Origin of the sequence: Pseudomonas sp. TWP3-2 (assembly GCF_049897765.1) — a bacterium.
In the GTDB taxonomy this organism is placed as follows: Bacteria; Pseudomonadota; Gammaproteobacteria; order Pseudomonadales; family Pseudomonadaceae; genus Aquipseudomonas.
In genome coordinates this window covers 74,614-97,977 of sequence record NZ_JAFCWW010000003.1, presented here as the reverse complement: position 1 = coordinate 97,977, position 23,364 = coordinate 74,614, and the positions used below count along the sequence as shown (strand labels likewise).

14 protein-coding genes are annotated in these 23,364 nt (G+C 60.3%); 1 reads left to right on the top strand and 13 read right to left on the bottom strand.

Annotation, left to right across the window (positions count from 1 at the left end; all coding sequences use genetic code 11):
• Positions 1-2: 2 nt before the first annotated feature.
• The 6 genes from ACP7EE_RS05875 to ACP7EE_RS05850 form a co-directional block, all read right to left on the bottom strand.
• Positions 3-293 carry a topoisomerase II gene (locus ACP7EE_RS05875; RefSeq protein ID WP_420646414.1) on the bottom strand — a complete coding sequence of 97 codons (291 nt, stop codon included), beginning with the start codon at positions 291-293 and terminating at the stop codon, positions 3-5.
• Positions 294-353: 60 nt separating this feature from the next.
• Positions 354-1,700 carry an N-succinylarginine dihydrolase gene (gene astB, locus ACP7EE_RS05870; RefSeq protein ID WP_426233898.1) on the bottom strand — a complete coding sequence of 449 codons (1,347 nt, stop codon included), beginning with the start codon at positions 1,698-1,700 and terminating at the stop codon, positions 354-356.
• Between the two features lie 162 nt (positions 1,701-1,862).
• On the bottom strand, positions 1,863-3,332 hold the full coding sequence (gene astD / locus ACP7EE_RS05865) for a succinylglutamate-semialdehyde dehydrogenase (protein ID WP_426234089.1): 1,470 nt from the start codon (positions 3,330-3,332) through the stop codon (positions 1,863-1,865).
• Complete coding sequence (gene astA / locus ACP7EE_RS05860) at positions 3,329-4,354, bottom strand: arginine N-succinyltransferase (protein ID WP_426202804.1); 1,026 nt, start codon at positions 4,352-4,354, stop codon at positions 3,329-3,331. The genes astD and astA overlap by 4 nt, the downstream gene beginning before the upstream one ends.
• Before the next feature lie 52 nt (positions 4,355-4,406).
• Complete coding sequence (aruF, locus tag ACP7EE_RS05855) at positions 4,407-5,426, bottom strand: arginine/ornithine succinyltransferase subunit alpha (RefSeq protein WP_042560545.1); 1,020 nt, start codon at positions 5,424-5,426, stop codon at positions 4,407-4,409.
• Positions 5,427-5,710: 284 nt separating this feature from the next.
• Complete coding sequence (locus tag ACP7EE_RS05850) at positions 5,711-6,931, bottom strand: aspartate aminotransferase family protein (RefSeq protein WP_426233897.1); 1,221 nt, start codon at positions 6,929-6,931, stop codon at positions 5,711-5,713.
• A 306-nt stretch (positions 6,932-7,237) separates the two neighbouring features.
• Between ACP7EE_RS05850 and ACP7EE_RS05845 the strand changes: the two genes are divergently transcribed.
• Positions 7,238-14,983 (top strand): dermonecrotic toxin domain-containing protein, encoded by a 7,746-nt coding sequence (locus ACP7EE_RS05845; RefSeq protein ID WP_426233896.1) that lies wholly within the window; start codon positions 7,238-7,240, stop codon positions 14,981-14,983.
• On the opposite strand, the gene argR is transcribed toward ACP7EE_RS05845, so the two are convergent.
• From argR to acs, 7 genes are all read right to left on the bottom strand, one after another.
• Positions 14,984-15,964 carry a transcriptional regulator ArgR gene (argR, locus tag ACP7EE_RS05840; RefSeq protein ID WP_426233895.1) on the bottom strand — a complete coding sequence of 327 codons (981 nt, stop codon included), beginning with the start codon at positions 15,962-15,964 and terminating at the stop codon, positions 14,984-14,986.
• 245 nt (positions 15,965-16,209) lie between these two features.
• Complete coding sequence (locus ACP7EE_RS05835; protein WP_426202796.1) at positions 16,210-16,974, bottom strand: ABC transporter ATP-binding protein; 765 nt, start codon at positions 16,972-16,974, stop codon at positions 16,210-16,212.
• 23 nt (positions 16,975-16,997) lie between these two features.
• On the bottom strand, positions 16,998-18,110 hold the full coding sequence (locus tag ACP7EE_RS05830; protein ID WP_426233894.1) for a succinylglutamate desuccinylase/aspartoacylase family protein: 1,113 nt from the start codon (positions 18,108-18,110) through the stop codon (positions 16,998-17,000).
• A 1-nt stretch (position 18,111) separates the two neighbouring features.
• A complete protein-coding gene (locus ACP7EE_RS05825) occupies positions 18,112-18,810 on the bottom strand; it encodes an ABC transporter permease (RefSeq protein WP_420646405.1) in 699 nt (232 codons plus the stop codon).
• Positions 18,807-19,496, bottom strand: coding sequence for an ABC transporter permease (locus ACP7EE_RS05820; RefSeq protein ID WP_045057456.1), 690 nt, complete (start codon positions 19,494-19,496; stop codon positions 18,807-18,809). The genes ACP7EE_RS05825 and ACP7EE_RS05820 overlap by 4 nt, the downstream gene beginning before the upstream one ends.
• Before the next feature lie 92 nt (positions 19,497-19,588).
• Positions 19,589-20,362 carry an ABC transporter substrate-binding protein gene (locus ACP7EE_RS05815; RefSeq protein WP_426233893.1) on the bottom strand — a complete coding sequence of 258 codons (774 nt, stop codon included), beginning with the start codon at positions 20,360-20,362 and terminating at the stop codon, positions 19,589-19,591.
• Between the two features lie 769 nt (positions 20,363-21,131).
• Entirely contained in the window at positions 21,132-23,087 is a 1,956-nt protein-coding gene (gene acs, locus ACP7EE_RS05810) for an acetate--CoA ligase (protein WP_420646403.1), read from the bottom strand.
• Between the last annotated feature and the right edge of the window lie 277 nt (positions 23,088-23,364).

Here is a 23,364-nt window from a genome sequence, read left to right as displayed (position 1 = left end):
CCTTAATGGTCGTGGTTGCAATCCGGGCCGTGCACATGGTCTTCGTCGTCGCCGACGTCGGCCGGTTCCATTTCCAGTTGCAGACTTACCAGATTAGTCGCCAATGGGCGCAGCAGCAGGTTGGCATATTCGGCGTCGCCTTCTTCGACGTCCACGCCGATCAGCAACTGGCCACGGCCGTCCTGCTGGATCCACAGCTCTTTGCCTTGCCACAGTACCGCGACGCGGGTGCAGGACGTTTCCAGTTGCGTGCCGTCGGTGTCTTCAAGGATCAGTTGCAGGGTATCGCTCATGTCTTTACGCTCTCTTCGGGAGATGCAGCCGCGCGCCGTTTCGAGGCGGCGCGCCGGCCATCAATTGATCTGGAATGGATAAACCGAGCCCAGTTTAAGGATTTGCGTCAGTTCATCCAGTGCCGTCCGGCATTCAAGCAGCAATTGCGGATCGGCCAGGTCGCTTTCGCGCAGGCTGTCGCGATAGTGCTTCTCGACCCATTCGGTCAAGGAACCATACAACGGCGCAGTCATGATAACGCCTGGATTGACCGCCGCCAGCTCGGTTTCGTTGAGCGCCACGCGCAACCTCAGGCAAGCAGGGCCACCGCCGTTCTGCATGCTTTGCTTGAGATCGAAAACTTTCACTTCGCGGATCAGCCCGCCGGAGCTGGTCAAACCTTGCAGGTAGTTCCACACGCGTTCGTTGCCACGGCATTCTTCCGGAACAATCAACAGCATCGAGCCGTCAGGACGCGACAGAAGCTGGCTATTGAACAAGTAGGAACGCACCGCGTCATCCACGGTTACCGCGGAACGCGGAACACACACTGACTGAAATTTCCCACCGACTTTGGCGAGCTTTCCTTGTAGCTCGGCAAGCATCTGTTCGGTGTCGAGGAACGCGTCCTCGTGATAGAACAGCACCTCGCCATTGCCGACGGCGATCACATCGTTGTGGAACACGCCCTGATCAATGACTGCCGGATTCTGCTGGGCAAAGACCACGCCGTCCTCGCTCAGACCGTGCAAACGAGCAACCGCTTGCGACGCTTCGAGGGTCTGCCGCGCCGGGTATTTCTGCGGCGCCGGGTAACGGGTGTCGAACGCACTGCGACCAAAGACGAAAAACTCGACGCCGGCCTCACCGTATTCACGGCAGAAACGCGTGTGGTTGGCCGCGCCCTCGTCGCCGAACTGCGCCACTGCCGGCAATGCGGCGTGATGGGCGAAGTGCTGCTGATCGGCGAACATTGCACCGAGCACGCGGCTGGTAGTCGGGTGTTCGATGCTGCGGTGGTATTTGCAGTTGAGGTTGGCGGCGGTGAAATGCACGCGGCCATCCGCAGTGTCGGCGCTCGGGCTGACGGTGGCGGCGTTGGCCACCCACATGCTCGACGCCGAGCAACTGGCGACCAGCAACGGCATGGCTTCCTTGGCAGCGCGTTCGATCACTTGCGCGTCAGTGCCACCGAAACCCAGACGGCGCAAAGCGGCCACGTCCGGACGTTCCTGTGGCGCCAGAACGCCCTGCTGAAAGCCCATTTCCATCAGCGCTTTCATTTTCGCCAGGCCTTGCAGCGCGGCTTCTTTCGGGTTGGAAGACTGCTGGCTGTTGCTCTGGGACGCAACGTTACCGTAGGACAGACCGCCGTAGTTATGGGTCGGCCCCACTAGACCGTCAAAATTGACTTCATAGGATTTCATCAGCGAGGCTCCACGAGAATCTGTTGTTATAGGCTTCAGTAACTGTTCAGTAAGACTGCGGTGAGGCTATCGCTGGCAAGCCAGCTCCCACAGGGTTAGTGGTGTTCACAGATTCTGTGCACGACGCAATTCCTGTGGGAGCTGGCTTGCCAGCGATTGGCATCACCCCATCTTCACGCCAGGCGTCAATGTGGCAGGCATCACCAGGCTCGGGGTTTCCAGCGAAGCCACCGGGTACGCACAGTAATCCGCCGCGTAGTAGGCGCTGGCGCGATGGTTGCCCGAAGCGCCGACACCGCCGAACGGTGCGCTGCTCGCAGCCCCCGTCAGTTGTTTGTTCCAGTTGACGATCCCGGCGCGGCTTTCCAGCCAGAACTGCTGATAGCGATCTTCCGAATCCGACAGCAAACCTGCGGCCAGACCGTAAGCGGTATCGTTGGCTTCGCTGATCGCCGCTGCGAAATCGGCGTAGCGAATCACTTGCAGCAACGGGCCGAACAATTCTTCGTCCGGACGCTCAGCCACTGCGGTCACATCAACAATACCCGGCGTCAGCAGCGCGGCTTGCGCTTGCGGCTGAGTCATTGCCAGCAGCGATACCGCGCCGTTGGCCAGCAGATGCGCCTGAGCATCCATCAGCGCTTTGGCCGCGCCCAAGGAAATCACCGAGCCCATGAACGGTGCCGGTTGTTGATCGAACGCGCCGACTTCGATGGTCGCACTGACTTCAACCAGACGCTTCAACAGGCTGTCGCCCCATGCGCCTTGCGGTACCAGCAGACGCCGGGCGCAAGTGCAGCGCTGACCGGCAGAAATGAATGCCGACTGAATAATCGTGTAAACCGCCGCGTCGAGGTCAGCCACCTGATCGACCACCAGCGGGTTGTTGCCACCCATTTCCAGCGCCAGGATTTTGTCCGGGCGACCCGCGAATTGCTGATGCAGGTGATTGCCGGTGCGGCTGGAACCGGTGAAGAACAGACCGTCGATCCCAGGGTTCGCCGCCAGCGCAATGCCGGTTTCGCGAGCGCCTTGCAGCAGGTTCAGAACGCCAGCCGGCAGACCGGCTTCGATCCAGCACTTGACCGTGAGCTCGGCGACTTTCGGCGTCAGCTCGCTTGGCTTGAACAGCACACTGTTACCGGCCAGCAGCGCCGGCACGATGTGGCCATTCGGCAAGTGGCCGGGGAAGTTATAAGGGCCGAACACTGCAACTACACCATGTGGTTTGTGGCGCAGCACGGCAGTGGCGTCGCCCAGCGGGCCGCTCTTCTCGCCGGTACGTTCGCGGTAGCTTTGTACCGAAATCGCGATCTTGTTGACCATGCTGGTGACTTCGGTCGCGGCTTCCCACAGCGGTTTGCCGGTTTCCTCACCGATGGTGCGGGCCAGTTCTTCACTGTGATTTTTCAGCGCGGCGGCAAACGCTTCGAGCACGCTGATGCGCTCTTCCAGCGTACGGCGTGCCCAGCCCGGAAAGGCCTGACGCGCCGCTTGCACGGCCGACTCGACCTGCGCGGCAGTGGCGCCCTCGCCCGCCCACAAAACTTGCTGGCTCACCGGGTTCAGCGACTGGAACGCTTCGCCCTGACCGGCCAGCCATTCACCTGCGATGTATAGCGAATTCATTATTTCGACTCCCGAGCAGCGGACAACGCCACGGCGCGCACTTGATCGCCCGCGTTGAGTTGAAGACGTTTGGCGGTCTGCGGATCGACCACCAGCGTGCCGGCGGCCAGACGTGCCGGCGCGGCGGTGATGCGGCAGTCTTCGCGTTTGCGGTTGTGGATGATGAACGGCGTGGCGTCATCGCCGGGCGTGCCGATCGCCAACACCAGCGCTTCGCTGTCACGTACCGCGCGGATCTTCGCGGTTTCACACTCGACTGCCGGGCCGGCGTCGAAAATATCGACGTAGCCCTGATAGCTGAAACCTTCGCTTTTGAGCATTGCCAGTGCCGGCTCGGTGTCCGGATGCACCTGGCCGATGACGTTGCGCGCGTCCGGCGAGAGGAAGCAGGTGTACAGCGGAAATTTCGGCATCAGTTCGGCGATGAACGCCTTGTTGCCGACGCCGGTCAGGTAATCGGCCTGGCTGAATTCCATTTTGAAGAAGTGCCGACCGAGACTTTCCCAGAACGGAGAGCGCCCGGCGTCATCCGATACACCGCGCATTTCGGCGATGATCTTGTTGCCGAACAGTTGCGGGAATTCAGCAATGAACAGCATCCGCGCCTTGGCCAGCATGCGGCCGTTGAGGCCGGTGCGGTAATCAGCGTGCAAAAACAGCGAGCACAGTTCCGAATTGCCGGTCAGGTCGTTGGCCAGAAACAGCGTCGGAATCTCGCGGTAGATGTTCAGCTCTTGCGAGGCGCTGACGGTCAGGCCGACACGGAAGTTGTACCAAGGCTCGCGCAGACCGACAGCGCCGGCAATGGCGGAAATCCCCACCACGCGGCCGTCGTCATCTTCGAGCACGAACAGGTAGTCCGCGTCGCCACGGCCGGCTTCGCCGCGAAAGGTCTTCTCGGCCCAGCCGACCCGATGGGCCAGACGTTCTTCGTTGGCCGGCAAAGTGGTCAGGCCGGTGCCGGTGCTGCGGGCCAGGTCGATCAGAGCGGATAAATCGCTGCTGCGTACGGGACGAACAATCATGCTATCTCCTCAAACGGGCCGCCTGCGGCCACCCGTGAAACTCGCTAAGGCGTTAAACCGCCACCAGGCGCACGCTGGCACCTTCGCCGACGCCCAGGGCTTCGGCCGCTTCCAGATCCAGGGTCACCGGTTTGCCCGGCGCGTAATCCAGCTCCAGCAACACGGCGCGGTAATCCTGCAACTGGGCGTTGGCCACCAGATACTGGCGCCCGGCACCTTTGACCGGCTCACCGATCTTCACCGGCACCACGCGGCTCTGGGCGATCGAACGGATCCCCGAAACGCGCGCATGCAGGGTCGGGCCGCCGTCGAAAATGTCGATGTAGTGATCGGTCTCGAAGCCTTCGCGCATCAGGATGTCGAAGGTGATCTGCGCACGCGGATGCACCTGGCCCATCGCTTCTTGAGCGGAATCCGGCAGCAGCGGCACGTAGATCGGGTAATGCGGCATCAGCTCGGCGAGGAACGTACGGCTTTTCAGGCCACACAGGCGCTCGGCGGCGGCGTAGTTGAGGTCGAAGAAATTACGGCCAATCGCATCCCAGAACGGCGAGTCGCCGTTCTCGTCGCTGTAACCGACGATCTCGGTCACCACCGAATCAGCGAACCGCTCCGGATGGCTGGCGACGAACAGCAAGCGACCACGGGAATTGAGTTCCGACCACGGCGATCCGACCAGCTCGCGCTGCACGTAGAAACTGGTCAGCAAGCTGTTGCCGGTCAGGTCGTGGCACTGCGAAAGCACGTGGATCTTGTTGTGGATCTTCAGCTCGCGGGAGGCGTGCACGAAGGTCTCGTTGCGAAAGCTGTAGAACGGCTCGGAGTAACCGGCCGAGGCAACGATGGCCGAGCAGCCGACCAGTTTCCCGGTGGCGGTGTCTTCGAGGACGAAGAAGTAGCTCTCTTCACCGTTGAAGCTGACTTCGGCGGAAAACGACGCTTCGCTCGCGGCGATCTTGTCGCTCAGCCGTTCCACGTCATCCGGCAAGGAAGTGACACCAATCGGGCTGTCCGCAGCCAGACGCTGTACCTCGCCCAGATCAGCCATTTGCGCAGGGCGCATCACCAGCATGGTGTCACTCCTTTTCTCTTATAAATTCACAGAAGATGAAATTCCGGGCCGTCCCTCAGGAAGCAGGGGAACAAGCTTTTGTGGTGAGGGGATTTATCCCCGTTGGGGTGCGCAGCGCCCCCGAAACCAGTCAGCGCGAAATTGAGTGCGCGGCAACTGGATTTGGGGCGGCTTCGCCACCCAACGGGGATAAATCCCCTCGCCACGGGGGCTCATTCCACATCGATTCGGCACGAAACAAAAATTTTGATCGGCGCCTGAAGGGTCAGGCGCCGAAGGGTCTATCAGGCTTGTGTCAGTTTTGCTGCGGCACGTTCGAAGCGGTCGAGACCGGCATCGATATCGGCGTCTTCAACTACCAGGCTCGGGGCGAAACGGATCACGTCCGGGCCGGCTTGCAGAATCATCAGGCCTTCTTTTTCAGCGGCGTTGAAGATGTCTTTGGCCTTGCCTTTCCAGGCATCGCTGAGCACGCAACCGAGCAACAGACCGAGACCACGCACCTGAGTGAACAGGCCGTATTTCTCGCCGATCTGCTCAAGACGAGTCTTGAATTTATCGTGCTTGCTGTTAACGCCGTTCAACACCTCAGGGGTGTTGATCACGTCGATCACCGCTTCTGCGACCGCACACGCCAGCGGGTTGCCGCCGTAAGTGGTGCCGTGGGTGCCGACGACCAGGTGCTTGGCCAGCGCTTCGGTGGTGAGCATGGCCGCGATCGGGAAACCGCCGCCCAGGCTCTTGGCGCTGGTCAGGATGTCCGGGGTCACGCCGTAATGCTGATAGGCGAACAGCTTGCCGCTGCGGCCCATGCCGGTTTGCACTTCGTCGAACACCAGCAGCGCGTTGTTCGCGTCGCACAGTTCACGGGCGCCTTGCAGGTAAGCCAGTTCGGCCGGCAGTACGCCGCCCTCACCCTGAATCGGCTCCAGGACCACGGCGCAGGTCTTGTCGGAAATCGCCGCTTTCAGCGCTTCCAGATCGTTGAACGGCACATGGGTGATACCAGTGATTTTCGGACCGAAACCGTCGGAGTACTTCGACTGGCCACCGACATTGACGGTGAACAGAGTACGGCCGTGGAAGCTGTTGAGCGCGGCGATGATTTCGTACTTCTCGGTGCCGAACCGGTCGAACGCAACACGACGCGCCAGTTTGAACGCGGCCTCGTTGGCTTCAGCGCCGGAGTTGCAGAAGAACACGCGCTCGGCGAACGTGGCGTCGATCAGCTTGTGCGCCAGGCGCAGAGCCGGTTCGTTGGTGAACACGTTGGACACGTGCCACAGCTTGTTCGCTTGCTCGGTCAATGCACCGACCAGCGCAGGATGTGCGTGGCCCAATACGTTGACCGCAATGCCGCCGGCGAAGTCGATCAGCTCGCGGCCAGACTGGTCCCAGACGCGGGAACCGGCACCACGCACAGGAATGAAAGCGGCAGGCGCGTAGTTGGGAACCATAACCTGGTCGAAATCGGCGCGTTGTACCGCAGCGTGCTCAACGGACATCGGAGTCTCCTGAAGAGGAACGCTCGCCTGGAACTGGCGAGCTTGGTGAGGATTGTAAGGACAGTTTTCAGCTTGGCCTTGCCGCCAGGCGACAACTTCTTATAGCGCAAACCCCGGATTTTCCCGGGTTTACGGCAATGCGACATATAGCGTCGCAAAGGCGCAGTTTAAACTGCTGCCGACAAATGCAGCAGCGCTATGAGGCTATCAACTGCAAAGCGTTTGTCGGTCATACATATGTACCACCTGGCGAGCGCTGCATTTTGGTCTGCTTGAGGTCTTTATCGACGTTCAAGGACGCAACCGATGCCTTCACCGACCGCGCAATCGCCCGCCATCACCTCCACCCCCGGTGCGAATGCGCTCAACCCCGCGTCGCACTATGAGCCGCTGGTCAACGCCATTCCCGAATGGCTGGGCAAAGCCTCACCCACACGGCGCGCCGCGCTGAAGAACCACCGCCCAACCCTCAGCGATCAACTCAAGTCAGCCCCGCTAACGCAGCAAGCCGAGCTCAGAAGCGCCATCGCCAGCCAGATGACCGCGCAAAACGCCGTCGATCAAATGCTCGAGCGCGTGCAGAACGCCAGTGCCTTTGCCGAACCACTGCTGACCGAGGCGTTGAAAACGCGCTTCGGACTGGAACTGGACGTCAAGCAAACCTTCCTCCAGCTGTATCTCCCGGTGACCGTGGCAGGCATTACCACCGGCACCCGCACCTGGACGGTGTCGTTGCTGGATGCAGCCCTGCATAACTTCGAGGCTGGAGAAACCGCAACCGATGCCTATGCCAGCGGCTCCTCGTTCATCACTCGACCGTCGGCTACCGGGCAATTCACGACGCTGGCGCCGCTCAATACCACCCCCGGCATTGCGACTTTTGCCGCCCTGTGTCGGGAACTGGATATCGGCGCGCGCTATAAAACCTATTTGGAACAGAGCCTCGCACTGTCCACCCCGGTGGCGGCAGCGGTGTTGCGCCACAAGGTCGATACTGCACAGAAAGCCGCCCTGCGCACAGCGCTGAGCATGGCGCGGATAACCGGCGATATCAGCGATGCCAGTCGGCGCTCCATCGAAGACTTCCTCGATGGCAAATCCAACGTGCAAATGAGCGGGCGGCCACTGCGGTGTCATGACTTGAGCGTCCTGGCCAACGATCACACCGTGGCAGCGGTTGCGCTGACCGGGATCGTGATTTTCGCCGCGGATCCGGAACAGGCTCGCGCAGCCGTGAATGTCGTGGCGTACGTCCCGGAAGACCCCGAACACCCGATCAAGGAATACAGTTCCACAGCCGCAATGGAGCAAGAGCTGATCCGGCAATTGCGCTTAAAGGATTACCAACGTTTTTTCAGCCGTTTCGTCGCCCATGAGCAGCGCGGACATTTCTTTACCCAGCTCAACCAGCGTCTGAGCCAGGTGAAATATCACCCGCCACAGGCCGGCAGCCAATTGCCGCCATGGCGCGAGGCGCCCGTCGAGAAACCCAACCTGCAATTCACCGTGACGCCCATCGGCGGCGAATTGTGGGAGCACCTTTACCAACGCAAGCTGAACAAGATCCTCAACGATGCCGCGGTGATCGCGATTCCCACCGCCATGGTCGACCGCAATACCCGCTGGGCGCGCTGGGATGCATTTGTCAAAGTCGCTGCCGAGGTGATTGAAATTGCCTCGTTCGTCGTCCTGCCTTTCGTGCCGTTTCTCGGCGAAATGATGATGGCGTACATCGCTTATCAGCTTCTGGACGAAGTCTTCGAGGCCGTGATCGATTGGGCTGAAGACCAGACCACTCAAGCCACCGAACACTTTTTCGCCGCAGTGGAATCGCTGATCCAGCTCGGCGCTTTCGGGATCGGCGCGGGGATCGCCATGGCCGAGCTGCCAAGGGTTTTGCCTGCAGAAGTGGTGGCGTTTATCGATCGATTCAGGCCGGTGCAGTTACGCAACGGCAAGACGCTGTACTGGAAACCCGATCTGAAACCCTACGCCCGCCGAAGTGTGCCAGCGGCGGACTCCAGACCTGACGCGCTGGGTCTGCACGCGCATCAGGGCAAACGTCTGATGCCCATCGACCAGACGCATTACGCCGTCAACGAACATGAGTTGCCCGGCAAACTGCGCATCGAACACCCGACGCGCACAGAGGCCTATCAGCCACTCGTGCGGCATAACGGTGAGGGTGCATTTCATACCGAACTCGAGCAGCCGCTGGAATGGGACGCCGCCACTGCGCTGGGGCGCATCGGCCACCGCATGGACGCGTTCACCCCGACGCGGCGCGAGCGCATTCTGCGGGTCAGCGGCTTTACCGAAGACGGGCTGCGCAAAATGCACGTCAATCAGGAGCGCGTGCCGCCGCTGCTGGCCGACAGCATCCAGCGCTTCGGGATCGATCAGGACCTGCACAACTTCATCCAGCAGATTGGCAGTGACGATCCGGCGATTTACCTGCGAGCCGATCCGCTGATCCAGCTGCAATTGCTCAACGAACAGGGTCTGTGGCCGAACACTAAAAGGCTGCGCCTGAGCAGCGCCCAGGGAGAAACCCTGTGGCAGTCGTCCAGCAATGCACAACTGCCCCTGACCGAACTGCGCGAGGACCGGCTCACCCGTGGCGACCTGCTCAACACCCTGCTGCAGTCCCTCAGCGAAGATGAAATCAACAGCATGCTCGAGGAGGAGTTCGGCACGATGCTGGCCATCGATGCGCGCACGCGTCAGCTTCGTGCCAGACTTGCGCAGCTCGCCACACAGCGCCGCCCGGCCTTGTTCGAGCAGCGCTACCAGACACTGCAGCAGCACAATTCGCCCCTGCAGACAAAACTCGCAGAGCATGTACCGCAACTCCCCGTGCGTATCACCGAAGAGTTGCTGCAGACCGCCACCGGCGCGGAGCTGTTGCAAATCGGCGAAGGACAATGGCCCGCGCGTCAACAGCAACTGTCGCAGATGGCCGAGCACGAATTGCGCATCACCCGCGCCTACGAAGGTCTGGAACTGGACTCGCTGCACAACACGGATTCCGACACCCTGGCGTTGCACAGCTTGCCGCTGTTGCCCGGCTGGTCGACAGATGTGTGCCTGGTGGTCCGAGATCAAACGTTCAGCGGCACCCTGCTCGACACCACTGGCGTGCGAGGCACGCCAATCGAAAAAGTGCTGGTGCGCCAGGCCGATCATCTTTGGCAAGCGTTCGATCAAGCGGGACGGCAACTGCACGCTCCGAGCGATTTCTACACCAGCGTGTTGCAAGCCTTGCCCGATGCACAGCGCCAAGCCTTGAACCTGCAGATCGGCGAAGGGCAAAAACTCCAGCAACTGATTCGCAACAATCCCCTGCCCCGCGATAACCTGCGGCTGACACTGAACATCGCACCTGCGCCAGCGCCGGTCATCGACACCCTGCGCCTGCTGGGTGCCGAAGGTTATCCGCGCCACACCGCCGGGCCGCAGTTGCCACAACCGCTGGAGACCCGCGTTCGGGGCGTATTCCCCGGCATCGCGCCGGACGGCGTGCAAGCCATGGTGCAACACCTGCAAAGCCTGCCCGGCAATCCAATCGCCGCATTGGCGCGCCTGCGTCTTGAATACGCGCAACTGGAAACCGACCTCGATCAATGGCGAATCAGAGAGGTACGGGTCGACCCCGCCACCGGCCTGGCACTGCCCCCCGCACGTCGGGCGGCGGCCGGGCGCGATCGCGACCTGTTCGCCCGCGCGCTGCTCAGTTGCTGGCGCCGGGAAACCGCGGAACGCTTCGGCTTCCGCATGCGTTTCACCGAGCCGGTCATGGGCGACCTGCCCGTGCTGACGGCAGACTTCAGCCATGTCATCAGCCTGGAATTGAGCGGCAGTGGAATTTCCGGCGGCATCGAACCGTTCATTCAGAGGTTCCCGCGCCTGGCGCGTCTGGATCTGCAAAACTTCGACCTGCATGCATTACCGCGTTCGCTGGGGACAATGTCCACACTGCGCCAGTTGCGGTTGCGCAAATGCGCGGTGGTGCTCACACCGGAAAACCAGAGCCTGCTGACTTCGCTCAACGAGCTGGTCGAACTCGATCTGAAGGACAATCCGCTGGGCACCAGCTTCAATCTCAATTTCCTGCCTTCGCTGACCTACCTCAATCTGTCCCGCACCGGGATTGGCGAAGTCCCTGCCGGGCTCACCGATCACCCGCAAATCCGCAGCGCCTGGCTGGCCGATAACCAGATCCGCACCTTGCCTGATGGGCTGTTTGACCTCTCGCCCGCTACTGGCGCGGGCTACGACTTCTCCGGCAATCCGCTGTCCGCTGCCACGCGCGAACAGGTAAAGACTTATTTCACCCGTACCGGCGGCAATCTGGGAGTACGCGCCGAGCAAGCCGATATTCTGCGCACCCGAGCGCTGTTCCCCAACATTGATGACGGCCAGGCCAGCGGGCTGATCTACCGTTTGCCCGGTTCACTGATCCAGGGCCGCTTGCAGCTCACGGCGTGGGAAAGCGAAATTGCCACAATGACTGCCGACCTGGGGCGCTGGAGCAAGGACATTCCCGACCGCGACCCCGTGAGCGGAATACTCCTCGAAGCCGACGAGCGCTTTACCGAACAAGCCGCGCGCGAGACCTTCGCCGGTAATCTGCAGTGGCTTTGGCGCCATCGTTCAACTGTCCATCCGCAACCGCGAGCGGATATCCTCACCGCCGAGATGTCGTTCATCGGGGAGCTGCCGGTGCTGAGCGCGGATTTCAGCCACATCAGCGCGCTGACCCTCACCGGCAACAAAGGCATCCGCGGCACCGCGCCCTTTCTCAAAAGCTTTGGACGGATCAAACGCCTGTTTCTGCGTAATTTCGAACTCGATCAACTCGCCCAGACATTCGCCGGCCTGCCGATGCTCGAATCACTGGTGCTGGACAACTGCGGCGTTATTTTCACCGCCGAATCGCTGGTGGCGCTGGGCGCAATGGCAAAACTCGAATCACTGGAACTGCCCGGTAACCCGCTGGGTCTGGTGCCTGACCTGCTGACGCTGAGCGAGTTGACCTATATTGATCTTTCGCGCACAGGCATCACTGAAACGCCGCCCGGTCTGATCGGTCACCCGAAACTGGCGACTGCGATCCTCAGCGACAACCTGATCACCGAGCTACCCGAAGGCTTTTACCAACTGTCGGCGCTGGCCGGCGATGGCTACGACCTGTCGAGCAATCCACTGAGCGCCGCCACCCGCGAACGCATCAAGACTTACAACCGTGAGACCGGTCAAGACTTCGCAGTGCTTGCCGATCTGGCCGATATCGAGGCCACCCAACAGTTGTTTCCAAGCCTCGACGCTCAGGATGCCAGCGACGTGTTTTACAGTTTGCCCGGCACGCTGGAGCATGGCCGCCGGCAACTCCGACACTGGCAGGCGGAGTTGCAGCAACTGACTACCGATCTTGCGCAATGGGTCACGGCAGGCCCGGCGATTCACCCAACCACAGGCGTGGCGCTGAGTCCACGCCAGCAGATGCTGATGCAGGCGAACCGGCAATCGTTCGCCGAGCGCATTGAACAGCTATGGCGCTTCAGGTATCCGGAAAAACCCACGCACAGAGGCGACTTACTGATCACGGAGGTGTCCTTCCTGGGCGAGTTGCCCGTGCTGTCGGCAGACTTCAGCCATCTCGCCGGCGTGACCCTGGATGGCAACCTGACGCTGACCGGCATCGACGCCTTCCTTGCAGCTTTTAGCGGGGTGCGTCATCTGGAACTGCATGAGTTCAATCTCGGCGAGCTGCCAGCGGCGTGCGAGCGGATGCCGGCACTGGAACGCCTGGTGCTGGAATATTGTGAGGTAAAGCTGACCGCGCTGACCCAGACCCGGCTGTCTGCGCTGACGCGGCTCAAGTTCCTCAACCTCAGCCATAACCCGCTGGGCGCCGCACCGGACTTGCAGACGTTGGCGGAGCTGACCCATGTGCGCATGATCGACAGTGGCATTTCCAGCTTGCCTGATGGCCTGATCGATCTGCCGAACCTGACGTTTGCCAGCCTCGATCACAACAGCATCAGCGAACTGCCCGACAGCCTGTTCGAGTTGCCTGCCACGTCCCTTAAACAATTCAGCCTGACTGACAACCCGCTGACTGCGCAAACCCGCGAACGGATCAAGAGCGACTACCCACGCACTCGCAACAATTTCGGGATTGCCATGCCATTGGCAGATATCAGCCGGGTTCGCGCGCTGTTTCCTGCACTCGATGCAGCAGACGCCAACCGGCTTCTGTACCTGTTGCCGGGCACCCTTGACACAGGCCGGTTGCGAATTACCGAGTGGGAAGCAGAGTGGCGGCAACTGACTGCAGACCTCGCGCAGTGGGTCAGTGATATCCCCGCACAACACCCCTCCGGCAGCATCCTGCTCAGCGCCGAAGAAAAAATCGTCGAGCTCGTTGCACGCCAGCAGTTTCGCGAAAACCTCGAGGTGCTGTGGTGCGCGAGAATAGCTGACCGCCCCGAGTTCAGGTCCAACTCGCTGAGCCTTGATCTGGCATTCATCGGCGAACTTCCCACGTTGAGCACAGACTTCAGCCACGTCACCACGCTGTCGATTACCGGCAACGCCCAACTGCGCGCCGGTGACGGTTTCTTCAACTGCTTCAGCGGTCTGAAGACCCTCGAACTGCGCGATCTGGGCCTGCAACAAATGCCGCTGTCATTCAGGCGCATGACAGATCTTCAAGTACTGGTCTTGAGCAACTGCGCAATGGTGCTCGACGCCGAGGGCAGCGCGACGCTCTCCTTGCTGACGCGGCTGAACAAACTTGACCTGTACAACAACCCGCTGGGCATGGCACCCGATTTGCGTCCGCTCGCGGCGCTGGATTTTCTCGATCTGGCCGGCACCGCGATTGCCGAGGTTCCAGCCGGGCTGATCGACCATCCACAACTGGACATCGTCGTCCTCAGCAATAACCGCATCACCGAAATTCCCGAGGAGCTGTTCAACTTGTCGGCGGAAGCCGGCAACGGTTACGACTTCGGCAATAATCCGCTGAGCGCCGCCACCCGCGAGCGGGTCAAGAACTACTACCGCAAGACCGGCACAGACCTCGGCGTGCTGGCCGAGGAAGCGGATCGGGCACGGGTGCAAACGCTGTATCCGACGCTGGACAATGAACAGGCGAGCACGTTGATCTATCGGCTGGCCGGCACCTTGGCCGATGGCCGCAACGAGGTGGCGCGCCAGGAAGGTGCGCTGAGTCATCTGACCGCAACACTCACCCGCTGGGCCAGCGACATTCCGGCAGAGGTGCTCGGCGAAGACGCACGTTTGCAGCAAGAGCAGTTGCGCGAGCAATTCAGCGCAGCGCTGCTGACCTGCTGGCGCCGCATTCCGCTGGAAGACTCGATGCTCGACGGCTACGGCTTCACCTCCACAGTCAACTTCATCGGGGAATTGCCTACGCTCAGCAGCAATTTTCCCTACGTACCCGATCTGTTCTTGATTGGAAACGGCGACTCGACGCGCATCGGGCGTTTTCTCGAAGCCTTCACCGACCTCGACAGCCTGACTATTCGCGATTTCAATCTGGGCGATCTGCCCGAGGCGATTTTCACGATAAAACGTTTGACGGCGTTAAGCCTGCCCGAGTGCCAGATCACCCTGACGCCAACGTCCGTGGCTGCACTGGCCGGCATGGACAAACTTGAAGCACTTAACCTGAGTGACAACCCTTTGGGACTCATCCCCGACCTGAGTAACCTGCAACGCCTGACCGACCTCGATTTGAGCGGCACCGGCATCACCGAGATCCCCAAAGGCATGCTGCGAAATCAACACTGGAACGAGGTTGACCTGGCCGACAACGCGATCACCGAAGTACCGGAGGAACTCATGGACGTGCCCGCGTCCGTCAGTGACAGCTACGACTTGCGCAACAACCCGCTTTCCGAAGCAGGCCTGGCGCGGATCCGTGCTTATTACCACGAGACGGGAAACGATCTGAACGTTGCCGGAATCGCCGCAACCCAGCGACCACCGGAGATGCGGCCGGATCTGCAAATCGAGGACTGATCAACCGCGCTCGGGCGGTACCGACGACAGTTCGAACGGGCTGCTGCTGCGCCGCTGATTGCGATCTTCACGCGGCGTGGCACCGAAGAAGTTGCGATAGGCGCTGGAGAAATGCGGCCCCGAGGAGAAGCCACACGACAGGCCGATCTGAATGATCGACTTGCTGGTCTGCATCAACATCTGCCGGGCCTTGTTCAGGCGCAGTTCCAGGTAGTACTGGCTCGGCACGCGGTTGAGGTATTGCTTGAAGATCCGCTCCAGTTGCCGACGGGATACGCACACGTGTTGCGCGATTTCGTCGGTGGTCAGCGGTTCTTCGATGTTGGCTTCCATCAGCAACACCGCCTGGGTGAGCTTCGGATGGCTGGAACCGAGACGGTTCTGCAACGGAATGCGCTGACGCTCGCCGCCTTCGCGGATGCGCTCGACCACCAGTTCTTCCGAAACGGCGCCGGCCAGTTCGGCGCCGTGGTCACGGGCCAGTACCGCCAGCAGCAAGTCGAGCACCGACATGCCGCCGCACGCGGTCAGGCGATCACGATCCCAGTCGAACAAATGGCTGGTGGCGATGACTTTCGGGAAACGCTCAGCGAAATCGTCCTGCCAGCGCCAGTGCACGGCAGCGCGGTATCCATCGAGCAAGCCGAGTTGCGCCAACGGATAAACACCCGCCGACAGACCACCGATCACACAACCGGCACGCACCAGTTGCTTGAGTGCGCTGCTGAGTGGCGGCGCCAGAGACGTTGGCGGCTCATCGGCGAGCAGAAACAGCTTCTGGAAGTTTTCCAGCTTGCCCGCCCAAGGTTCGCCGGGCAATTGCCAGGCACCTTCGGGCGGTGCTTCGGCTTGCAGGAACGATAGTTCGTAAACCACGTCCGGGTGCACCCGCTGAGCAACGCGCAAGGCCTCCTCCGCCAGCGCCAAAGTCATAGCTTTAGTGCTGGGCCAAATCAGGAAACCAATTCGATGGGCAGTCATGGGCGGGCAATCCGAAGCGAAAAACAGTGATGAAGGCAAGGGCCAATGCTAGCCCGAAAATGAACACAAATCGCGAAACTGGCAAAGATCAATTGTGGGAGCTGGCTTGCCAGCGATAGCGGTGTGTCTGTCCCATAAATGCAATCTGACACGACGCCATCGCTGGCAAGCCAGCTCCCACAGGGATCGGGCCGGCTTCCAAGCCGCGAAGCATGCACTATCCCGGTGCACAACGGCAGTCCTGATTACTTGAGGCTGCCCGAGAGGAATTGTTGCAGGCGTTCCGATTGCGGATTGACCAGCACTTCGCGCGGGTCGCCGCTTTCTTCGACGACGCCTTTGTGCAGGAACACCAACTGGTTCGACACTTCACGGGCGAAACCCATTTCGTGGGTTACCACCACCATGGTGCGGCCTTCTTGCGCCAGCGCCTGCATGACTTTCAGCACGTCGCCGACCAGTTCCGGGTCGAGGGCCGAGGTCGGTTCGTCGAACAGCATCACTTCCGGCTCCATCGCCAGCGCACGGGCAATCGCCACACGCTGCTGCTCGCCACCGGACATGTGCCCAGGATAAGCGTCTTTACGATGCGCCACGCCAACCTTGTTCAGGTAATGCTCAGCTTTGTCGCGCGCTTCAGCCTTGGACATGCCAAGTACGTGCACCGGTGCTTCCATGATGTTTTCAATCGCGGTCATGTGCGACCACAGGTTGAAATGCTGGAACACCATCGACAGGCGCGAACGCATGCGTTGCAGCTGTTTCGGATCAGCGGCTTTCAGCGCGCCGTCCTTGTTCGCCACCAGTTTCAGCTCTTCGTTGTTGAGCAGAATCCTGCCCGCGTGCGGCTGCTCGAGCAGATTGATGCAGCGCAGGAAAGTACTTTTACCGGAGCCACTGGAGCCGATGATGCTGATCACATCGCCGGCGGCCGCTTTCAGGGAAACGCCCTTGAGCACTTCGTGACTGCCATAGCGTTTATGCAGGTCTTGGACTTCAAGTTTGTACATGCGGTCGGTTCTCACAAAAGCAGTCAGTCGTTGAGCAAAGGGCCGTCGCGCAGCGCATCGCGCCCCGCTACTTTGGCCAGCCAGAAACCGGATTGGGCGTAGCGCAGCCGTTCAATGGCAAACAGCACTCCAGAGGTACCAGCACACACCGTGCTGACCCGATCCGACAGCGGATCGATCACTTCAAAAATCTCGTCACCGGCCTCAACCCACTCACCCGGTTGACGCAGAAAACTCACTACGCCCGGATGCGGCGGGAAGAGCATTTCGGTGCCTTCGAACGGCATGCCTTCGCAAGGCTCGTGCGCCGCTTGCGGCCACTCACCGGTGATCAGGCCCTGCTCGGCGAGGAACGCCAGAATGCCTTCAGCCCACGACTCAGCCTGATCGCGGCGAGTATCGGCCTGACCGCCCAGTTCGATGGTAGTCGCCAGGCACGCCAACGGAATCTGCGCGTCCGGGAACAGCCGCGACAAACGCAACCACGGCAGCGAACAGGCTTCATCGAACGAACTGCCGCCAGAGTCTTCAGCGAGCAAACCGACCTTCACATCCAGATGCGCGGCCAGCGAGCGCCACTGCGGCCAGTGCTGCGGCAAGGCGTACATGTGCAGCGCGGCTTCACAGTCGCAATGCAGATCGAGCACCACATCAGCGGTCGCCGCGTGGCTGAGCAAGATTCGCTGCATGCCTTGCAACTGGCTGCTCGCGTCCGGCAATGCAGCGAGGTGATCGCTCATGGCCTGACGGATCAGACGGATGTTGGCGTGCGGATCATCCCCCAGACGCCCTTCCAGCGCAGCAGCGACAGGCGCGCTGAGCTCGACGAAGTCACGGTTGAAATTCTTGCTGCTGCCGGCCTCGAAACGCCCTTGGTGATTGCCTTGCAGCAACTGGTTCAGGCCGATCGGGTTGGCCACCGGGACCAACTCGATGACACCGTTGAGCAAGCCTTTGGCTTCGAGTTCGCCGAGGCGCTTTTTCAGCTCCCAGGCAGTACGCATGCCGGGTAATTCGTCAGCGTGCAGGCTGGCCTGAATATAGGCCTTGCGCTCGCCCTTGCCGAAGCGGAATACCGAAATCTTGCGCTCGCTGCCCAGATGACTCCACGGCAAAACGTGGTCGATGCGTTCCATATCAGTGCTTCCTCGGGGCCAGGTAGCTCAGCCAGCGACGCTCGGCCAACTTGAACAGGCGCACCAGAATGAACGTCAGGCACAGGTAGAACACGCCAGCGGTGATGTACGCCTCGAACGGCAAATAGAACTGCGCGTTGACCGTACGCGCCGCGCCGGTGATGTCGATCAGGGTCACGATGGACGCCAGACTGGTGGTCTGCAGCATCATGATCACTTCGTTGCTGTACTGCGGCAGGGCCCGGCGCAGGGCCGACGGCAGCAGGATGCGCTTATACATCTTGTAGCGCGACATGCCCATGGCCTTGGCGGCTTCGATCTCGCCGTTCGGCGTGGCTTTCAGGCTACCGGCGATGATTTCAGCGGTGTAGGCGCTGGTGTTGATCGCGAACGCCAGGCACGCACAGAACGTTGCGCTGGACAGCCACGGCCAGAGGAAGCTTTCACGCACCGCTTCGAACTGGGCCAGACCGTAGTAGATCAAAAACAGCTGCACCAGCATCGGCGTGCCACGAATCACGTAGGTGAAGAGCCAGGCCGACATGTTCACGGCGGCATTCTTCGATACGCGCATCAGCCCCAGCGGCAGTGCCGCCAGCAGACCGAAAAACAGCGACAGCGCGAGCAATTTGAGGGTGGTCAACAAACCGCCGAAGTACAGCGGCAGAGCCTCCCAGATGACGTTGTAGTCGAAGATCATAGATCAGCCGCCCTTACGCCTACCGAGTAGCGCTTCTCAAGTTGACGCAGAATCAGCAACGAAACACTGGTGATCACCAGGTACATGGCCGCCACTGCGAGGAAGAAGGTGAAAGGCTCGCGAGTGGCATCTGCCGCCTGCTTGGCCTTGAACATCATGTCTTGCAGACCGACCACCGAAATCAGCGCGGTGGCCTTGGTCAGTACCAGCCAGTTGTTGGTGAAGCCCGGAATCGCCAGACGAATCATCTGCGGCACCAGCACCCGGAAAAACACCTGAAAACTGCTCATGCCGTACGCCATGCCGGCTTCGGCCTGACCTTTGGGAATCGCCATGAACGCGCCACGGAAGGTCTCGGACAAGTACGCACCGAAGATGAAACCGAGGGTGCCGATACCGGCCGCCAGCGGATTCAGGTCGATGTAGTCGTCATAACCGAGCATCGGCGCCACACGGTTGAGCAAATCCTGACCGCCGTAGAAGATCAGCAGGATCAGCACCAGATCGGGAATCCCGCGGATCACCGTGGAATACAGATCGCCCAGCCACGCCAGCCAGCGCACCGGCGACAGGCGCAATGCGACACCGATCAGCCCGAGAACGATGGCCAGAGCCATGGACGACAAGGCGAGCTGAAGCGTCAGCCATGCGCCATCGAGGATGACAGCCCCGTAGCCTTTCAACATGATTCAGGTCCTCGAAAGTTGGGATGAAAAAATGGCGCAAACCGCAGAGATCCTGTTGCTTGCGCCATTTCTGACTTGTCGCTGCGACGTGTTTACTTGCCGTAAATATCGAAGTCGAAGTACTTGTCCTGGATTGCTTTGTACTTGCCGTTTTCGCGCAGAGCCGCGATGGCCGTGTTGATCTTTTCTTTCAGGGCGTCGCCCTTGCGTACCGCGATGCCTACGCCGTCGCCGAAGTATTTGACGTCGGTGAACGCCGGACCAACGAAGGCGAAGCCTTTGCCGGAATCGGTTTTCAGGAAGCCGTCATTCAACAGCGTAGCGTCAGCCACGGTGCCGTCGAGACGACCAGCGGCCACGTCGAGGTAGATTTCGTTCTGCGAACCGTACGGCTTGATCTCGGCACCCAGTGGGGCCAGGACTTCGCGGGCGAAACGCTCGTGGATCGAACCACGCTGCACGCCGATGTTCTTGCCTTTCAGTTCAGCCAGACCTTCGCTGACCTGAGTGCCTTCCTTCATGACGAGGCGGGCCGGGGTGTTGTAGTACTTGTTGGTGAAGTCGACGGACTTCTTGCGGTCTTCGGTGATCGACATCGACGACAGGATCGCGTCGATCTTGCGCACTTTGAGTGCCGGGATCAGACCGTCGAACTCTTGCTCGACCCACACGCACTTCACTTTCATCTCTTCGCAGATGGCGTTGCCGATGTCGTAGTCGAAACCGACGATGCTGCCGTCCGGTGCTTTGGACGCGAACGGAGGGTAAGCCGCTTCAATACCGATCTTTACAGGTTTTTCGTCGGCGAAAGTCGGCAGGGACAGCACGGACAGTGCCAGGGCGCCAAGCAGCACAAGTTTCTTCATCTTGGAACTCCATCGGTAAAGGGCAAAAACGGCAGAGTGAGCGACAGCCCAATATGCAATGGGTGGTACTGAAAATCGGTGGCTGCATCTGTGGGAAATTTCCCATTGAAATCTGAAGCGATTTCAACACGAGCCACGATGAGCGAGTGATCGGCATTCTAACGACAGGCCCGAAGCCGATATTTCTTCAATGCGACAACTAATTACAGATGCACCAAGAAACCCGCTCGAGCTCATTGACAGCCCTGCAATTTCATGCAGGAGCAAAAGACATTAAACCGATCTATGCTGCAAATTGCGGGCCTATTATTCGCAAACCCTTCTAATCCGGCAAGCGCGGGGTTATGTCTTATTTTTCACCGGGTGTTTTGAGGCTCTGGAATGGGGCGATACGTTTCCCATTGCCCCGTCGCGGGGCGGGCGGTTACACATTCGGTTACTTGAAGGATGCCGGGTAACAGCGGGAAATGGCTTACAGGGGAAACCGATAATTATTGGCTGGGGGGTTATCGGTTCTGACAGCCGGCTGCTGCGGTGTCTGACAGATTGCTATCGCTGGCAAGCCAGCTCCCACAGGGTTTTGTGGTGTGCCGGATAATTCGACAACTCACAAAATTTGGGGAATGCCGGAGATATTCGAGAACACATAGATCCTGTGGGAGCTGGCTTGCCAGCGATGGGGCCGGCTCAGCCCACACAAAAACCCAGATACAAAAAAGCCCCGCCCGGCATACACCGAACAGGGCTTTCAGCAGTTCAGACCCTGCGCTTACGCAACATTCATGGTCTTGTGCGTATCAATCAAATGCTGCACCACACCCGGATCGGCCAGAGTCGAGATATCCCCCAACCCGTCATATTCCGCCGTAGCAATCTTGCGCAGAATCCGGCGCATGATCTTGCCCGAACGGGTTTTCGGCAGCCCCGGCGCCCACTGGATCACGTCCGGCGAAGCAATCGGCCCGATCTCTTTGCGCACCCAGTTTTTCAATTCCAGACGCAGTTGCTCGCTCGGCTCCTCGCCACCAATCAACGTGACATACACATAAATGCCCTGCCCTTTGATGTCATGCGGCACACCAACCACCGCAGCCTCAGCGACTTTCGGGTGCGCCACCATCGCGCTTTCGATCTCGGCCGTCCCCATGCGGTGGCCGGACACGTTGAGCACGTCGTCCACACGCCCGGTGATCCAGTAATAACCATCGGCGTCACGACGCGCGCCGTCACCGGTGAAATACATGCCACGGAAAGTCTTGAAGTAGGTATCGACGAAGCGATCATGATCGCCATACAGCGTGCGCGCCTGGCCCGGCCACGAATCGAGAATCACCAGATTGCCCTCGGCCTCGCCTTCGATAATGTTGCCAAGGTTGTCGACCAGCGCCGGTACCACGCCGAAGAACGGACGTGCCGCCGAACCCGGTTTCAGCGCATGCGCGCCCGGCAGCGGGCTCATCATGTTGCCGCCAGTTTCGGTCTGCCACCAGGTATCAACAATCGGGCAACGCGATTTGCCGACGTTCTTGTAATACCAGTCCCAAGCTTCCGGGTTGATCGGCTCGCCGACCGACCCGAGCAGACGCAGGCTGCTGCCATCGGCGCCTTCAACAGCGGCTTGGCCGGCAGCCATCATCGCGCGGATCGCGGTCGGCGCGGTGTAGAGGATGTTGACCTTGTGCTTGTCGATGATCTTCGCCACCCGAGTGATGTCCGGGTAGTTCGGCACGCCTTCGAACAGCAGCGTAGTCGCGCCATTGGCCAGCGGGCCGTAGACGATGTAGCTGTGGCCAGTGACCCAGCCGACGTCGGCGGTGCACCAGTAGACTTCGCCCGGACGGTAATCGAACACACGCTCGTGGGTCATCGCCGCGTACAGCAAGTAACCGCCGGTGGTGTGCTGCACGCCCTTCGGCTTGCCGGTCGAACCGGAGGTATAAAGGATGAACAGCGCTTCTTCAGCGCCCATCTCTTTCGGCGCGCACACGGTGCCGGCCACTTTCATCAGGTCTTCGTACCAGATATCGCGATGCTGGTTCCACTTGATGTCGCCACCGGTGCGTTTGCACACGATGACTTTCTGGATGCTGCTGGTTTCCGGGTTGGTCAGCGCGTCGTCGACGTTGGCCTTGAGCGGGATCTTCTTGCCGGCGCGGATGCCTTCGTCAGCGGTGATCACCACTTTGGATTTGCAGTCGATGATGCGACCGGCCAGCGCTTCCGGCGAGAACCCGCCGAACACTACCGAGTGAATCGCGCCGATCCGGGTGCAGGCCAGCATGGCGACCACGGCTTCGGGAATCATCGGCATGTAAATGGTCACCACGTCGCCGCGATGCACATCCTGACCACGCAAGGCGTTGGCCAGTTTGCAGACTTGTTCGTGCAATTCGCGGTAGGTGATATTGCGGCTCTCGGCCGGGTCGTCGCCTTCCCAGATGATTGCGACTTGGTCGCCGCGCTCGGCCAGATGACGGTCGAGGCAGTTGTAGGAAACGTTCAGGGTGCCGTCGGCGAACCACTTGATGTCGACATGGTGATCGTCGAACGAAGTCTGCTTCACCGTGGTGAAAGGCTTGATCCAGTCAAGACGCTTGGCTTGCTCGCGCCAGAAGCCGTCAGGGTTGACGACCGACTGCTGGTACATGGCCTTGTAGGTCGCCTCGTCGGTCAGCGTATTGGCCAGAACCTCGGGACGAACGGGATACAGGGAAGCCGCACTCATCTTTCCTACCTCGGTGTAATAGTTGTTTTTGTATGACCCTGTTGTAGCCGGGCCGGGGCCATAGAACCATTCGACGATGGTAGTAACAAGCCCTGCGCCTCCCAAACCGGTCGTGCGGGGATTGTTACGAAAACTGTCAAAGGTGTTTATCAAAACCCGCTCTGTTTACCTCGCCCCTGCCTCTCTAAAATCCACCTCGCCAACAAGGCACCGTGATTAACAACGTTACAGCCCCCACGAAGGCCGTTAATCCATCTCAAGTAATAAACGCAAACGA

What these genes read in the sequence shown, in the direction of transcription:
- ACP7EE_RS05875 (WP_420646414.1), bottom strand. Translation starts at nt 293, where the DNA reads ATGAGCGATACCCTGCAACTGATCCTTGAAGACACCGACGGCACGCAA.
- astB (WP_426233898.1), bottom strand. Translation starts at nt 1,700, where the DNA reads ATGAAATCCTATGAAGTCAATTTTGACGGTCTAGTGGGGCCGACCCAT.
- astA (WP_426202804.1), bottom strand. Translation starts at nt 4,354, where the DNA reads ATGATTGTTCGTCCCGTACGCAGCAGCGATTTATCCGCTCTGATCGAC.
- aruF (WP_042560545.1), bottom strand. Translation starts at nt 5,426, where the DNA reads ATGCTGGTGATGCGCCCTGCGCAAATGGCTGATCTGGGCGAGGTACAG.
- ACP7EE_RS05850 (WP_426233897.1), bottom strand. Translation starts at nt 6,931, where the DNA reads ATGTCCGTTGAGCACGCTGCGGTACAACGCGCCGATTTCGACCAGGTT.
- ACP7EE_RS05845 (WP_426233896.1), top strand. Translation starts at nt 7,238, where the DNA reads ATGCCTTCACCGACCGCGCAATCGCCCGCCATCACCTCCACCCCCGGT.
- argR (WP_426233895.1), bottom strand. Translation starts at nt 15,964, where the DNA reads ATGACTGCCCATCGAATTGGTTTCCTGATTTGGCCCAGCACTAAAGCT.
- ACP7EE_RS05835 (WP_426202796.1), bottom strand. Translation starts at nt 16,974, where the DNA reads ATGTACAAACTTGAAGTCCAAGACCTGCATAAACGCTATGGCAGTCAC.
- ACP7EE_RS05830 (WP_426233894.1), bottom strand. Translation starts at nt 18,110, where the DNA reads ATGGAACGCATCGACCACGTTTTGCCGTGGAGTCATCTGGGCAGCGAG.
- ACP7EE_RS05825 (WP_420646405.1), bottom strand. Translation starts at nt 18,810, where the DNA reads ATGATCTTCGACTACAACGTCATCTGGGAGGCTCTGCCGCTGTACTTC.
- ACP7EE_RS05820 (WP_045057456.1), bottom strand. Translation starts at nt 19,496, where the DNA reads ATGTTGAAAGGCTACGGGGCTGTCATCCTCGATGGCGCATGGCTGACG.
- ACP7EE_RS05815 (WP_426233893.1), bottom strand. Translation starts at nt 20,362, where the DNA reads ATGAAGAAACTTGTGCTGCTTGGCGCCCTGGCACTGTCCGTGCTGTCC.
- acs (WP_420646403.1), bottom strand. Translation starts at nt 23,087, where the DNA reads ATGAGTGCGGCTTCCCTGTATCCCGTTCGTCCCGAGGTTCTGGCCAAT.